This window comes from Bradyrhizobium vignae (assembly GCF_004114425.1).
GTDB lineage: Bacteria > Pseudomonadota > Alphaproteobacteria > Rhizobiales > Xanthobacteraceae > Bradyrhizobium > Bradyrhizobium vignae.
Map to the genome: position 1 here is coordinate 44,772 of NZ_RDQF01000016.1, position 14,433 is coordinate 59,204.

General features: G+C 62.7%; 14 protein-coding genes. 9 read left to right on the forward strand and 5 right to left on the reverse strand.

Translation table 11 applies throughout. The annotated features are described in order from the left end of the window. Positions 1 to 55: 55 nt before the first annotated feature. From EAV90_RS40605 to EAV90_RS16065, 9 genes are all read left to right on the forward strand, one after another. Positions 56 to 259: a hypothetical protein gene (locus EAV90_RS40605; RefSeq protein WP_245509538.1), complete on the forward strand. Its 204-nt coding sequence runs from the start codon at positions 56 to 58 to the stop codon at positions 257 to 259. 154 nt (positions 260 to 413) lie between these two features. Beyond that, entirely contained in the window at positions 414 to 1,658 is a 1,245-nt protein-coding gene (locus EAV90_RS16030) for an ABC transporter substrate-binding protein (protein ID WP_129143960.1), read from the forward strand. A gap of 103 nt (positions 1,659 to 1,761) precedes the next feature. Then, complete coding sequence (locus EAV90_RS16035) at positions 1,762 to 2,637, forward strand: branched-chain amino acid ABC transporter permease (protein ID WP_129143961.1); 876 nt, start codon at positions 1,762 to 1,764, stop codon at positions 2,635 to 2,637. A 1-nt stretch (position 2,638) separates the two neighbouring features. Beyond that, entirely contained in the window at positions 2,639 to 3,565 is a 927-nt protein-coding gene (locus tag EAV90_RS16040) for a branched-chain amino acid ABC transporter permease (protein WP_122402079.1), read from the forward strand. After that, positions 3,565 to 5,046, forward strand: coding sequence for an ATP-binding cassette domain-containing protein (locus EAV90_RS16045; RefSeq protein WP_162500562.1), 1,482 nt, complete (start codon positions 3,565 to 3,567; stop codon positions 5,044 to 5,046). The genes EAV90_RS16040 and EAV90_RS16045 overlap by 1 nt, the downstream gene beginning before the upstream one ends. A 41-nt stretch (positions 5,047 to 5,087) precedes the next feature. Beyond that, positions 5,088 to 6,326, forward strand: coding sequence for an ABC transporter substrate-binding protein (locus tag EAV90_RS16050; protein WP_129143962.1), 1,239 nt, complete (start codon positions 5,088 to 5,090; stop codon positions 6,324 to 6,326). A gap of 187 nt (positions 6,327 to 6,513) precedes the next feature. Next, positions 6,514 to 7,824: an ABC transporter substrate-binding protein gene (locus tag EAV90_RS16055; protein ID WP_129143963.1), complete on the forward strand. Its 1,311-nt coding sequence runs from the start codon at positions 6,514 to 6,516 to the stop codon at positions 7,822 to 7,824. A 550-nt stretch (positions 7,825 to 8,374) separates the two neighbouring features. Continuing rightward, positions 8,375 to 8,560: a hypothetical protein gene (locus EAV90_RS16060; RefSeq protein ID WP_245509539.1), complete on the forward strand. Its 186-nt coding sequence runs from the start codon at positions 8,375 to 8,377 to the stop codon at positions 8,558 to 8,560. A gap of 499 nt (positions 8,561 to 9,059) precedes the next feature. After that, positions 9,060 to 9,332 carry a hypothetical protein gene (locus EAV90_RS16065; protein WP_129143965.1) on the forward strand — a complete coding sequence of 91 codons (273 nt, stop codon included), beginning with the start codon at positions 9,060 to 9,062 and terminating at the stop codon, positions 9,330 to 9,332. Positions 9,333 to 9,662: 330 nt separating this feature from the next. Here EAV90_RS16065 and EAV90_RS16070 read toward each other — a convergent pair whose 3' ends face one another. The 5 genes from EAV90_RS16070 to EAV90_RS16090 form a co-directional block, all read right to left on the reverse strand. Next, on the reverse strand, positions 9,663 to 10,832 hold the full coding sequence (locus tag EAV90_RS16070; protein ID WP_129143966.1) for a Gfo/Idh/MocA family protein: 1,170 nt from the start codon (positions 10,830 to 10,832) through the stop codon (positions 9,663 to 9,665). A gap of 43 nt (positions 10,833 to 10,875) precedes the next feature. Next, positions 10,876 to 11,190 carry a septal ring lytic transglycosylase RlpA family protein gene (locus tag EAV90_RS16075; protein WP_122402073.1) on the reverse strand — a complete coding sequence of 105 codons (315 nt, stop codon included), beginning with the start codon at positions 11,188 to 11,190 and terminating at the stop codon, positions 10,876 to 10,878. A gap of 102 nt (positions 11,191 to 11,292) precedes the next feature. Beyond that, positions 11,293 to 12,138: a CmcJ/NvfI family oxidoreductase gene (locus EAV90_RS16080; protein ID WP_129143967.1), complete on the reverse strand. Its 846-nt coding sequence runs from the start codon at positions 12,136 to 12,138 to the stop codon at positions 11,293 to 11,295. A gap of 251 nt (positions 12,139 to 12,389) precedes the next feature. Then, a complete protein-coding gene (locus EAV90_RS16085; RefSeq protein WP_122402071.1) occupies positions 12,390 to 13,328 on the reverse strand; it encodes an ABC transporter substrate-binding protein in 939 nt (312 codons plus the stop codon). Beyond that, on the reverse strand, positions 13,325 to 14,425 hold the full coding sequence (locus EAV90_RS16090; protein ID WP_129143968.1) for an LLM class flavin-dependent oxidoreductase: 1,101 nt from the start codon (positions 14,423 to 14,425) through the stop codon (positions 13,325 to 13,327). The genes EAV90_RS16085 and EAV90_RS16090 overlap by 4 nt, the downstream gene beginning before the upstream one ends. Positions 14,426 to 14,433: the final 8 nt, after the last annotated feature.

Below are 14,433 nucleotides of genomic sequence, written 5' to 3' on the forward strand. Positions count from 1 at the left end.
GATGTCAACGGCAATGTCTGTTCATTCGGCGCCTGCGCATTTCGAGGAACAAGCCATGCGCATCGTGATCTGTGGCGGCGTGATCGGCGCTTGCACCGCTGAGTTCCTGGGCCGCCACGACATCGATGTCGTTGTCGTCGAGCGGACCGAGGTCGCCGCCGCCTCCGGCTTCGTTGCTTCCGATGGCGTCCGCCTCGGAATGCACCACCTGATGCTCACGCATGCCCCTCGACGGAATCTGCATGCCTGCGTGCGATGAGGGTCCCGCAGGTATCCTGCCCGCAATTGCGCAGCGCTAGACTTTAGTCCTCTCCCACGATCCTGAACGCAGTTTCACTTGCCGAGAAGGTCTCGGCCGGTATAGTCGCGGCCCAATGGCTCACAAGAGGCCTGTTCAAGGGAGAGAACAACATATGAAAAAACCACTCTCTATTGCATCGCGAATACCGCTCGCTGCGGCCGCGGTCGGTGCGCTGATCACGGTGTCAGGCGCAGCGCTTGCAGCGGATCCGATCCGAATCGGCGTGATCGCGGAAGCGCAGGCGATCGCGGGCGCATCGATCCCGCAGGCGGCGCAACTTGCAGCGGACGAGATCAACGCACGCGGCGGCGTCGACGGCCGCAAGATCGAGATCGTCTCTTACGACAACCACTCCTCTTCGGCAGACTCGGTGCGCGCGTTCCAGCGCGCGGTGAACGAGGACAAGGTCAACGCGGTCATCGCGAGCTATATCAGCGAGGTGGTCCTGGCGCTGGAGCCCTGGGCCTCACGGCTGAAGACGCCGTTCGTCACACCGGGCGCGGCGTCCAACGAGATCAGCAAGAGCGTCCATGCCGACTACGAGAAGAACAAATATACCTTCCACGGCTACCTGACCTCCGCGGCGCTGGCGCTGTCGGTCTGCGACGCCGCCAAGGATCTGCTCGTGGACAAGATGCACATGAAGTCGGCTGTCATCATGAGCGAAGATGCCGCGTGGACCAAGCCGCTCGACGTCGGTTACGAGGAATGCCTGCCCAAGATCGGGCTGAAGGTGCTCGATCACATTCGCTTCTCACCTGACACCACCGACTTCACGCCGATCTTCAACAAGATCGAGGGCGCCAGGCCCGACGTGATCATCACCGGCATCTCGCACGTGGGCGTGCAGCCGACGGTGCAGTGGAAGAACCAGCAGGTGCCGATCCCGATGTTCGGCATCTCCTCGCAGGCGACCAACGAGACCTTCGGCAAGGACACCAACCAGGCCGCGGAAGGCGTGCTCTACCAGGGCGTCTCCGGTCCCGGCGTGGCGGTGACACCGAAGTCGGTGCCGTTCGCGGAGAACTTCAGGAAGAAGTTCGGCAACTTTCCGTCCTATGCCGGCTACACCGCCTATGACGAGGTCTACTACATCGCAGACGCAGTGAAGCGCGCCGGCTCGACCGACGCCGACAAGCTGGTCACCGCGCTGGAGAAGACCGACTGGGAAGGCACGATCGGCCGGGTCCAGTTCTACGGCAAGGACGATCCGTTCACCCACTCGCTCAAATACGGCAAGGGCCTGATCACCGGCCTGATGCTGCAGTGGCAGGACGGCAAGCAGGTTGCGGTCTGGCCCAAGGAGGTCGCCAAAGCCGACGTCAAGTTTCCGAGCTTCATCAAGCTCGGCAATTAGGCAGGGACATGCTCCCGGGATCACCTCCCGGGAGCTTCCATTTGCGACCCTCGCAGCACCTTCCCTCAAAGCGGCAGTTTGACTGCCACGCGGCCAATCATCAATGCGAGTTTTCCAGATTCTGATAGATGGCTTTGCCATCAGCGCTCTCTACGCTCTCGGCGCCACCGGCTTCACGCTGATCTTCGGCGTCTCCGGCGTCCTCAACCTCTCCCATGGCGCCATCATGGTGGCGGCAGCGGTGGCGGCCTGGGCTGCCGCGAGCATCCTCGGCGTCGGCACCTATGCCGGCGCGCTGATCGGGGTGGGCGTTGCGCTCCTGACCGCCTTTGCTACTTACTTTGCGGTGGTGAAACCGATCCAGGATTCCCGGCGCATCCCGAACGAGGAAAAGGAGATCTTCGTCCTCACCGGCACGCTGCTGTGGGGCATCATGATCCAGGAGCTGATCGCCTACTTCTTCACCAACAACGCCAAAACCGTGCTGCCGATCGTCGAGGGCGTGGTCGAGATTCTCGGCGTCCGCACGCCGACGAACGAGATCTTCACCGCGATCGTATGCTGCCTCGTCATCGCGCTGTTGTGGCTCCTGGTGAACCGTACCCGGATCGGCAAGGCGGTGCTGGCGGCCTCGATGAACCCTCGCGGCGTCACCCTGCTCGGGTTCGAGCTCACCAACATCTACATCGTGGTGTGGGCGATCTACGGCACCCTCGCCGGCATCGCCGGCGTGCTGCTCGGGATGTTCTTGGGCGTCAGCTCCTACAGCGTCGGACCGCTGACGGCGAGCGCGTTCTCGATCGTCGTGCTCGGCGGCCTCGGCAGCGTCTCCGGCTCACTGATCGCGGCCTTCGTGGTCGGCTATCTCGAAACCTTCACGGCCTATCTGGTCTCGCCGGCCTACCGCACCATTCCGGCGCTGCTGCTGCTCGTCATCGTGATGTACATCCGGCCCCAGGGCCTGCTGGGGAGGCGCTGAGATGCCCACTTTCTTCACCTCGCGCCTGTTCTTCGTCTCGCTGGCGCTCGTCATCCTCGGTGCAACGCTGCCGCTCTACGTCTCCGGCTATGTGCTCGGACTTCTCACCGTCGCCTTCTATTTCGGTGTGTTCGCGATGGCCTGGGACCTCCTGTTCGGCTTCGCCGGCGAAGTCAATTTCGGGCCGACCTTCCTGATCGGCGTCGGCGCCTACACCGCCGGCATTCTCAACAACCAGTTCGGCTGGTCGGTCTATCTCTGCATCGTGCTGGGGGCCCTCGCCTCCGTCATCGCCGGCCTCGTGCTGGCACTCCCGGCGCTCAGAGTGCGCGGACCGTATTTCGGCCTGACCACGCTGGTCGCAGTGCTGATGCTGCAGAACTTCATCGTGGTGTTCGCCGATCTCACCGGCGGCGAGATCGGGCTCACCATCCCCGATGTCATCAGCATCAATGCCGGCGCCAACTATTGGATCGCGCTCGGCTTCATGACGATCTCGGCGGCAATCCTCTATGGCCTGTCGCAATCGCCTGTTGGACTCGTGCTGCAAGCCAGCGGCCAGGACCCGGTGCAGGCCGGCGCGCTCGGCTTCAACATCGTCAAGCACAAGCTCTTCGCCTTCGTCGTCAGCGCCTTCTTCTCCGGTCTGTCAGGCGCGCTGCTCGTGTTCTACTTCGGCACGGCCTCGGTCGGCACCGTCGTCGACGTCGCTGTCGGCGTCAACGTGATCGTCTCGGCCGTGCTCGGTGGGCGGCGCACCGTGCTTGGCGCGGCGCTGGGCGCGATCTTCCTGATCGTCGCCGGCGAATTCCTAAGACCGACAGGCGAGCTTGCGACTTTCATCGTCTCGGCGGTTGCCCTCCTCGTCGTGCTTTTCTTCCCCGGCGGCTTCCTCGGAGCGGCCCTCTCGCGTGAGGCACGTTCGTGATGGATATGAGACTATCAAACAGGGCCGTGCTCGAGGTCCGCGGCCTGACCAAGCGCTTCGGCGGCCTGACCGCCGTGAAGAATCTCGGCTTCGAGGTCAACGCCGGCGAGATCTTCGGCCTGATCGGGCCGAACGGCTCGGGCAAATCGACCGCGATGAAGAGCGTGATGGGCATCGAGCGTCCGACCGCGGGCGAAGTGATCTTCGAGGGCGAGAACGTCGCCGGTCTGCCCGCGCACAAGATCGCGCGCAAAGGCTTCGGCATGGTGTTTCAGCATTCGCGGCCGCTGAACCGGCAAACCGTGCTGGAGAACATCATGGTAGCGCTGCTGCCGGACAGCCTCTTCATGCTGTTTCCCGACAAGGCGCTGGTCGAGCACGCCAAGTGGATCGCGGACCGCGTCGGACTCGGCGCAGTCATGAACCGTCGCCCGCCGACACTGCCCTTCGCCGATCTGCGCCGACTCGAGCTTGCCAAGGCGATCGCCCGCGACCCCAAGGTGGTGCTGGTCGATGAGCCATTCGCCGGTCTGACGCGCGCCGAGGTCGACGTCTTCTCCGACCTGATCCGCAGCTTTCGCGACGAGGGCCGCGCGGTGATGCTGGTCGATCACAACGTCAAGAGCGTCGCCGCCCTCGTCGATCGTGTGCTCGCGATGTATCTCGGTGAGGAGATCGTCACCGGCAAGGCCGACGATGTGATGCGCAACGAAACCGTGCGGCGGGTCTATCTCGGCGGCGCCATCGAGACCCATGCGCGGCCGGAGACCAGCTTCAAGGACAAGGTCCCGCTGCTCCAGGTCGAGAATGTCAGCGTTTTCTATGGCAAGGCACAGGCGCTGGAGAACGTCTCGATCCACGTCCACGAGGGCGAGTTCGTGTCGATCGTCGGTCTCAACGGTGCCGGCAAGACGACGCTGTTCAACACCATCTCCGGCTTCTTGCCCTATAGCGGCGAGATCCTGCGCGGCGGCGAAAAGCTGCGCGGCACGAGCCCGGCGAAAATCGCGCGCAGCGGTCTCGTGCAATGCCCGGAATCGCGCGAGCTGTTCGGCGAGATGACGGTGCGGGAGAATCTCGACCTCGGCGGCCAGCATCTGTCCGACGACAAGCGCGCCGCGCAGCTCGCATGGCTGTTCGAGCTGTTCCCGATCCTGAAAGAGCGTCAAGGCCAGCTCGCGCAGACCCTGTCGGGCGGCGAGCAGCAGATGCTGGCGATCGGCCGCGCGCTGATGATGCAGCCGCAGATCCTGATCCTGGACGAACCGACGCTCGGCCTTGCCCCCGTCATCCTCGAACAATTGTCCAGGGCACTCGAAAAGCTGCGTCAGACCACCTCTATCACCGTGCTGCTCGGCGAGCAGAACGTGACGTTCGCTCTTCCGCATGCCGACCGTGTCTATGTGCTCGAACATGCGCGGATCGTCTGGGAGGGCGATCCCGGCCGTTTCGCCAGCGAAGCCGGCGCCGATTTTCTGTAAGTCCACGAGCATCGACAAGAAGCATAGAAAGGGAAACGACCATGCGACCATCGACGATCTTGAACCGCAGCCTGCTCGCCTCGGCGCTGGCGTTGTGCCTCGCTGCTCCCGCCTACGCGCAGTCGAACGATCCGATCAAGATCGGCGTCATCGCCGAGGTGCAGGCGATCGCGGGTGCGGCGACTCCCGGCGGCGCACAGATCGCCGCCGACGAGATCAACGCCAAGGGTGGCGTGCTCGGCCGCAAGGTCGAGATCGTCACCTACGACAACAAGAGCTCGTCGGCGGACTCGGTGCGCGCCTTCCAGCGCGCGGTGAGCGAGGACAAGGTGTCAGCAGTGATCGCAAGCTACATCAGCGAGGTCGTGCTGGCGCTCGAGCCCTGGGCGGCGCGGCTGAAGATGCCGCTGATCACACCGGGTGCCGCGTCGAACGAGATCACAAAGGCGATCCACAACGACTACGAGAAGAACAAGTACACCTTCCACGGCTATCTGACCTCGGCGGCGCAAGCCCAGCTCGTCTGCGACGCGGCCAAGGATCTCTTGGTCGACAAGCTCAAGTTCAAGACCGTCGCGATCATGAGCGAGGACGCGGCCTGGACCAAGCCGCTCGACGTCGGCTACGAGGCCTGCCTGCCGAAGGCCGGTCTCAACGTGGTCGAGCACGTCCGCTTCTCCCCTGACACCACCGACTTCACGCCGATCTTCAACAACATCGAGAGCAAGAAGCCGGACGTGATCGTCACCGGGATTTCCCATGTCGGCGTGCAACCGACGGTGCAGTGGAAGAACCAGCAGGTGCCGATCCCGATGTTCGGCATCAGCGCGCAGGCCCTGAGCCCGACCTTCTGGAAGGACACCAATGGCGCGGCCGACGGCGTGCCGTCGCTGGCGGTCGCGACACCCGAGGTCGCCGTGACCTCCAAGACGAAGCCGTTCGCGGCGGCTTTCAAGGCCAAGTTCGGCACCCCACCGGCCTATACCGGCTACACCGCCTATGACGAGGTCTACATCATCACCGACGCGATCAAGCGGGCCGGGTCGACCGACGCCGACAAGATGGTCGCCGAGCTCGAGAAAACCGATTACGAAGGCACGATCGGCAAGATCCAGTTCTACGGCAAGAACGACGAGTTCACCCACGGCATCAAATCCGGCCCCGGCTTCGTGACGGGCCTGGTCTTCCAGTGGCAGGACGGCAAGCAGGTCGTGGTCTGGCCCGACAAGATCGCCGAAGGCAAGATGAAGTTTCCGAACTTCGTGAAGCTGTCGCAGTAATTGGCTCACGCCCGCATCAGGCCCATCGCTCCGACGGGAGCGGTGGGCTTTTCGCTGTCTTTCGCAGGTGCGTTGTGCCGCCGCCGGCGCTTATCGACCTTGGGCGCTGTTGACTTTCAATCGTCGCGCTCCCCATACTTCGCAAAAAACAACAACCAATCATAAGACGGTTTTGAGGGAGGATAGGATGCCGACTTCACGCAGGCAGCTGCTGAAGACATCGGCGGCTGCCGCCGCCGCACTCAGCCTCGATTGGACCAGGGCCCAGGCGCAAGCCGAGACCTTGCGCATCGGCCTGATCTACGACCTCACTGGCCCGTTCGCCGCCGGCGGCTCGGTCGCCTCGTCAATCGGCGCGCAGATCGCGATCGATCTCGTCAACGAGAAGGGCGGTATCGGCGGCAAGACCAAGGTTGTTCCGGTCGCCGCGGATTCCCAGAGCAAGCCCGACGTTGCGATCAACGAGGCCGAACGTCTGATCAACCAGGAGAAGATCGACATTCTCAACGGCGTCTATGCGAGCTCGCATGCGGTGCCACTCGCGGCCAAGGTCGAGCAGCAGAAGAAGATCCTCTGGATCACGACTGCGGTCTCGACCGCCGTGTTCAAGGACAAGAACCTGCAATACGTGTTTCGCGCGCAGATCCATTCGGATCAGTACGGGCAGGCGTTTGCAAGCTTCATCACCGAACATGCGAAAGCCAAGCTCGGCATGGACCCGAAGGAGGTCAAGGTCGCGTTGATCCACGAGGACGGCCCCTATGGCGTCGGCGTTGCCTCTGCCGATGAGGCCTATGCCAAGCAGGCCGGCATCCAGGTCGTGCTGCGCGAGGGCTATTCGGCCTCGGCGCCGGACCTGTCGGTGCTCGTCACCAAGATCAAGCGTGCCAAGGCCGACGTGATCTCGCATGCCGGCTACAACCCTGACATCACCTTGTTCCTGCGTCAGGCGCGCGAGAGCGGATTGCGCTTCAAGATGCTGTTCGGGGCCGGCGCCGGCTACAGCCAGCTCGACAAGCTGCGCGCCACCTTCGGCGCCGACATCGACAATTTCTGCAACATCGATCCGGTGCCGGCGCAGCTGCTCGATCCTGCCAAGCTCGCGCCCGGCATGGGCGATCTGATCAACGCGATGGTGACGCGCTACAAGGCCAAGACCGGCGCCACCGACGTGCCGCCGCACTGCTCGATGGGCTTCAACCAGACCTGGGTGCTGCTCAACAACGTGCTGCCGGTCGCCAAGGAGAAGTATGGCAGCTTCGACCCCGAAGCCATTCGCAAGGCGGCGCTCGACGTCGACATTCCCGCCGGCGGCACGATCCAGGGCTATGGCGTGAAATTCTTCCCGCCGGGCACCCCGCTCTCCGGCCAGAACGAACGCTCGACACCGGTGGTGATGCAGAACGCCGGGGAGCACATCTCGGTGGTGTGGCCGACCAACATCAGAACGCAGGACCCGGTGTTCCCGCTTCCGAAAGGCTCGACCTACGGGGCGTAGCCGCCGCGCTGACGGTGCACCTCTCCCCTTGTTGTGGTCTTGCTGTGGGAGAGGGGGCCCGACGCGCGAGCGGCGCGCCGGGTGAGGGATCTGTCTCCGCGAGTGAACCTCTCACATGTGAAATTCGGAGAAAGTGGCCCCCTCATCCGGCGCCGTAGCCGAAGCTTCGCTTCGGCATTCTTAAGAACGGCGGAAGGCCGCCTTGCCACCTTCTCCCCACAAGAGGAGAAGGATCCGCAGCCGTGCACGCGGCCAACCAATCGCTGCTGCAACGACCCCCCCGCCGCGCTGGAGACGTTGCAGCCGATGGCGCTTGCATCCAGTGGTAGTTATTTTCGCGCTGTGGTTGGATATTCGATCGCGCCGCCACGCCCTGAAGTTGTCGGACGAAGTTTTACTGAAACACAAGCCTGCTATAATAGCCTTTAGGTAATTGACCCTGCTCCTTTTTTCGCATGTCGCAAGGCTGGCGCAGTCGGACGGGCACGCATCCAGCGGCGACCCTTATTGGGAATACGCATAATAGTGATAGTCAACGATGGGGGTGACCATGCCCGCCATGTTCGAGCTGCTCTATCGCGAATATTGCCGCGCCCGCCTTACTGAAATGCGAAAACAGCCTCTGCTCACGAGCAAACGTCCTGAGCTCTTTGAAGCGGATTGCGATGCTGCTGATCAGAGTAGCGTTGGCACGGCGGACACACAGCACGAAGTCCGGCACGGCGCACAGAGTTGAAGCGCGCCACGAAACAGGAGGCCTCCCCTCGCCGCAACAGCAATTAAGAAAGATCGTCCCCCAGGAAGCAACATTGAATGCGCCGAATTCCATACTGCGTCGATTGCTTGAGTTTCGTGCCGGACCATTTTTGACTTAATGACTGTCGGAGCTTGGCAGGCGGCCTGGAGCGCGACGGCATCAAGCTCGGTGATCGCATTGCCACCATCGCCTGGAACACTTGGCGCCATTTCGAAGAAAGGTCACGGCGGTAGCGCGCGGCTAATCAATCTGTGCCGCAATGACGTAAGCACCACATACCGCGCTGACGGTGCACCAGCCTTGTGGGAGAGGGTGTATCGCCGCACGGCGGCGAGACGGGTGAGGAGTTCTCTCGGCGAGCAAAGCTCTCGACCTTCGAACGATGCCAAGATGCGAGCTAGTTCACAATGAACCGGGTGACAGAAGCAGTCGCCTTGCTTTGGCAGCAACTACGTTGCCTATATCTGAGAGGTGTATCATGAAGACGGCACTTCTTGTTGCAGCTATTTTGGCTGTTGGTATTGTATCAGCTAATGCTGGTAGTGATCAGCGTCATCGTTCATCACTCCATAACAGACACCATACTGGATCAGCTATGATGGCTGTTGGCGTTCCAACAGGCGGTGGTGTTGACCAACGATCTGCCTCGACACTTTATAGGCAGAATCTGCGCGACTCAGGCTACAATGCTAGAGAGAACTTCGATAAAGATGGTCATATGTGCGTGTCCTGCAATTATCAGGGCAATTGACGAAGCTGGTGTGAGGACTGAAAGCGCGATCACAATGGATCGACCAGCCTGAGAAGAAGAATCGAGGGCGGGCGTCCAGATAGAGACCTCGCACGCTTTCAAATACGAGCTTCGCCGAAAAATAGCCCAAGGGATTCCCAAGTGGATTTCCTCAAGTGGATTTCCTAAAGCGCGATGAGATTTGGATGAATCGTCATCGCGCTTTAGCTTCTTGTTTACGCATGATCTTTCCGGAAAACCGCTTCGCACTTTTCCGGATCATGCTTTAGGCTTTTTTGTTTGCGCGCTCACTGCTCAGCCATGCGCGCGGCCAGCTCAGCGGCTTCATCACTAAAACACCACCCTTCGCCCCTCCTCCGCCGCCCAGTACCCCGCGTAGTTCACCTTGATCGTCTCGTACGCGAGCGCCAGGTTCGACAGCGGCTGTCGTCCGGTCGCGACGCATTCCATGAAGTCCTGGATCTCCTGCAAGTATCCGCGCGTCCATTCCTCCTCGAGGCAGACATATTGCCAGCCGGTCTTGCGGTCGACTTTCTCCGTGATGTAGACGCTGGCGAGCTTTTCCTCGGACGTCTGATAGCTCATCAGATGCGTGTTCGGGGTGATGTTGGCGAACAGCGAGCCCCCGCTTGTGTAGGTCTCGATCAGGTTGCGCACGCCGCCCATGATCATGTCGCCTGAGAACACGGTGGCCTTGGTGCCGTCGGAGAAGGTGGCGGTGAGCGTGCCCCAGTCCTCGACATCGACGGGATTGGCCTTGATGTAAGAGCGTTCCTCGGGCTTCAGCTCGGCGGTGACGTTGCCGACGTCGCAAGTGACGCTGGCGACGCGGATGGTCTCGCCGCGCGCCTTGGCTTCCACCTGCTTCAGATACAGCACGGCCGAAAGCGGATGGCAGCCCATGCGGATCAGCGAGCCGCCGCCGGTCATCGCCCATTGCGCGGCATGTGCCGCGTGCGAGCCGGAATGGCTCTCCTCGCCTTTCATGAACAGGATCTTGTCCTTGGTCGCCTTGAGGATCTCGGCGATCTTGGTCACCGCAGGCGCGTATATCCAGTCCTCGGCATACATGAAGAGCTTGTCCGTGCGCTCGATCGCAGCACGCGTCCGGTTCATCTCTTCGATCACGCGCTCATACATCAGCGCCTTCGGCACGTGCTTGCCGATCGGCTGCGTGTCGCCCTCGCGGCCGAAATAGCCGGCGAACGGTTTTTCGCAGATGACGTGCTTGCCGGCCTGCATGCTGGCGACGATCATCCCGGCATGGAGGTTGGGTGGCGTGCAGATGTCGATGACGTCGAACTCGCGGTCCGCGATCAGATCGGCGAAACTCCGGTAAACGCGCGGGATATTGTGATGCTGAGCGAATGCGACAACCTTGTCGCCGCGCGCAGCCACGGCCGCGACCTCGACGTCCACGCCATAGACACGCCGGAACGCATACATGTGCAGCTCCGACACGAAGCCGCAGCCGACGAGTCCCACCCTGATTCTGGCCATGGCGCCCCCTTACTTTGGGCGGCACTATAGCGTGCCTCGAGGTCTAATCCACCGAGACGCGCACCACGCCTGCGCTCATCATGCCGAGCGCGCGGGCGGCGGGCACCGAGAGATCGACGATGCGGCCGCGGATGAAGGGGCCGCGATCGTTGACGCGGCATTGGATCGTGCGCCCGCTGTAGGAGACCCTGAGCACACTGCCGAACGGGCGCGTGCGGTGGGCGCAGGTCAGCTCGCCGCCTTTGCCGGCTTTTGCGTATCCGTAATAGGAGGCAAGGCCGCTTTCGGCTTTTGCAACGGACATCAAAGCAAGAGATAAAGTCACGAGACCAAGCAATAGAGTCGTCTGCGCGTGCACGGCACCGCTCCCGGGTTGGCCTGCCCGGCGCTGCAAACGTCGCTTGTTCCCTCAGGTTCCGGGAACCCTGCCGGGAATGCCCGGCAGGGCCATCACACTTTGTTACTGCTTGTGGAATACCAGCGTTCGGACCTCGATGCTTTCGCGCGGCGCCGCATCGGCCGGCGTGGTCGGATCGACGAATGCGGTATGCGGCCCGAAGCGGGTGCGACCATCCGTTGCGGAATCGTAGCACTTCAGCAGCAGCGCCTCGTCCGGCGTCATCTCGGGAAAATAGAACCAGCGGTGGTTCGGATTGTACTTCACCGAATAGATCTCGCCGCGGCGGTTGGGATAGATCAGGTCGGAGGCGACGAGATCGTCGGCCGCCACCGTGGTGCCGTCGGCCATGGCAAGCGGTGAATCGCGCAAGGGGCCCCGGATCGGCCGCCAGAGATTGATCACCTGCACGCGTCCCTTCAGCAGCTCCTCGGCCTCGTCAGGCAGATGCTCGCGCACGCGATTGGCGCCGGAGACCGCGGTTTGATCGACATGAACGCGCGTCGCCGGCTGACGCGGCCCGCCGCCCCGGATGTCCGGGGCGCCCTCGACGCGCTTGCGCACGGTGTGGTCGAAGATGAAGACGCGATCGGCCTTCAGGGTCGCACGCAGGAAGGCTTCGACGGCCGGATAGTACACCGTCCTCACCTCCTCGTCGTCGTAGAAATCCTTCACCTGGGTCGGATGGCGCACCAGCGCAAAGCCCTCGCGATCAAGCGAGAAGTTCTGCGCGATCAGCCGCGCGTCGAAGATCGGGACCTGATGCGGCTCCGGCAGCGACGTGCTCTTCGGCTCGCCCGGCGGCGGATCGAAGGCATAGGTGCGCGGCTTGGCTGATGTCGGCGCGAGATAGTTGAGTTCGGCAGTGACGAAGGGAAGCGATTCGATTCTTGTTTCTTGCAGGCCCATGGCCGGTCTCCCGATGTGGTCGTCGAATTGATCTTTGCGGGAGTGCACCGTGCCGCAAGAGGTGCGATGCAAATAGCAACGAGGGTGTTGTCAGCAGTGAGGAGTGAAGAATGAAAACGTCGAGAAATGCGAGTGTTATGGAAACGCCATTCTCGTCTCACAGATGCTTGAGCGGTTCGTGAGGCCTCGTGCCCCGGACGCGGCGCAGGAGCGCTTCACGCTGCAGCGCGTCCGGGACACGAGAGAGTGTACTACAACCCCGCCTTCGCAATCGCGTCCGCAAACGAGCGGTCGACGATCTCGGTTGCATCCAGCTTCTGCTTGATCAGGCCCCAGCGGAAATAGAGCTCGATCGTGCTCTGCTCGTCCGCGACCACGCCATCATCGATCGGCGCGATGCGAATCTTTGCGCGCGACAGCCAGTTCTGCGGCACGGCGGTCGGGATGTTCATCAGCCTGCCCCACGTCGCGGCGTAGCTGTCGATATTGTTCAGCGACCACGCCCGCGCCGCGGTGAGGCGCCGGACGAAATCGGTCAGCTCGGCGCGTTTGTCGCGGATGGCCTCGGGCCGCGCCACCTGGAAGCTGAGACCCGGTGTCAGGCCTTCGGAGGAGATGATGCGGCGCGATTTGAACAGTACCTCCTCCTGGCTGACATAGGGCTCCCAGGTCGACCACGCATCGACTGAGCCTTGCATGTAGGCGATCTTGGCGTCGGACGGCGCCAGGAAGGCGATCTGCACGTCGCTCGCACTCCAGCCGTTCTTCTCGAGCGCGGCGAGGATCAACTGATGGCCGATCGACCCGCGGCCGGTGGCGATCTTCTTGCCACGGAGGTCGGCAAAGGTCTTGATCGGCGAGTTCTCCGGCACGAGGATGGCGAGACCCTCGCGCGTCTGGCGGATCGCGGCGATCGCCTTCACCGGGGCGCCCGACGCGGCGGCGAAGGTGAAGGGCGCATCACCCACGAGCCCGGTCTCGATCGCTCCCGCGCTCAGCGCCTCCAGCAGTGGGGCTGCCGCTGGAAACTCCTTCCACTCGATCTTGTAGGGGACGTCCTTGAGCACGCCGGCCGCTTCCATCACGGCCTGCGAATTGCCCTTCTGATCGCCGACGCGCAGAGTGGTTTGCGCTGCCGCCAGTTCGAACCAACCGAGCAGCAGCGCGCCGGCCAGCATGAGGCGGATCATTCTGCCGCCTCGCCGCGAACGGCCTGTCGCTTGGCGATCAGCTCGCGCGTCAGCGGGATCAGCTCGCGGCCGTATTCGATCGCATCGATCAGCGGATCGAAGCCACGGATCAGGAAATGGCTGATGCCGAGGTCGTAGTAATCGCCGAAGACCTCCGCCACCTGCGCGGGCGTTCCGACCAGCGCGGTGGTGTTGCTGTTGGCACCGGTGAGCTTTGCGATCTCGGTCCAGAGCCGCTTGTCGATCCGGCTGCCCTGGTCGGCGAGCGCGAGCAGACGCCGCGCGCCTGATGTGGCGTGGCCGTCGGCCGGCCTGCGATAACCGGTCTTGTCCTGCAGCGCGGTGGCGCGCGCCAGAATTTCCTCCGCCTTTTCCCAAGCCTGCTTTTCGGTCGGGGCGATGATCGGCCGCACCGACAGGCTGAAGCGCGGCGTCGGCCGCTCGTGCCTCACCGCCGCGTTATGGACGCGCGAACTGACATCGCGCACCTGCGCATAGGACTCGCCCCACAGTGCAAAGGTGTCGGCGTGCTTGCCGGCGACGTCGATCGCCACGTCGGAGGCGCCGCCGAAATAGACGCGAATGCCTTCGGGACGATACGGCTTCACCTGCGAGAAGGCGTTCTCGACCTGGTAATACTTGCCCTTGTAGGTGAACGGCTTGTCGCTGGTCCATTCCAGCTTGAGCACATCGAGAAACTCGGAGGTACGGGCATAGCGTTCGTCCTTGTCGTCGATCGTATTGCCGTCCTGCCGGAGCTCGGTGGCATTGCCGCCGGTGATGACGTGGAGCGCAACGCGGCCGCGGGACAACTGGTCAAGCACCGCGAACTGCCGTGCCAGCAATGTCGGCGCGGTGAAGCCGGGCCGCTGGGCGATCAGCACGTTGAGGCGGTCGGTATGGTTGAGCACGTGCTGCGCGACCTGGAGCGCATCCGGCGATGTCGAATGGAACGCCAGCAGCGCACGATCGAAGCCGGCATTCTCATGCGCCTTCGCCACCGTCTCGATGTGGGTGGGATTGAGGACCGGACCTTCGCGGACGATGGTCTCGGACGAATTGTTGTTGCTGATGAAGCCGATGAACTCGATCGACATGATCGTCT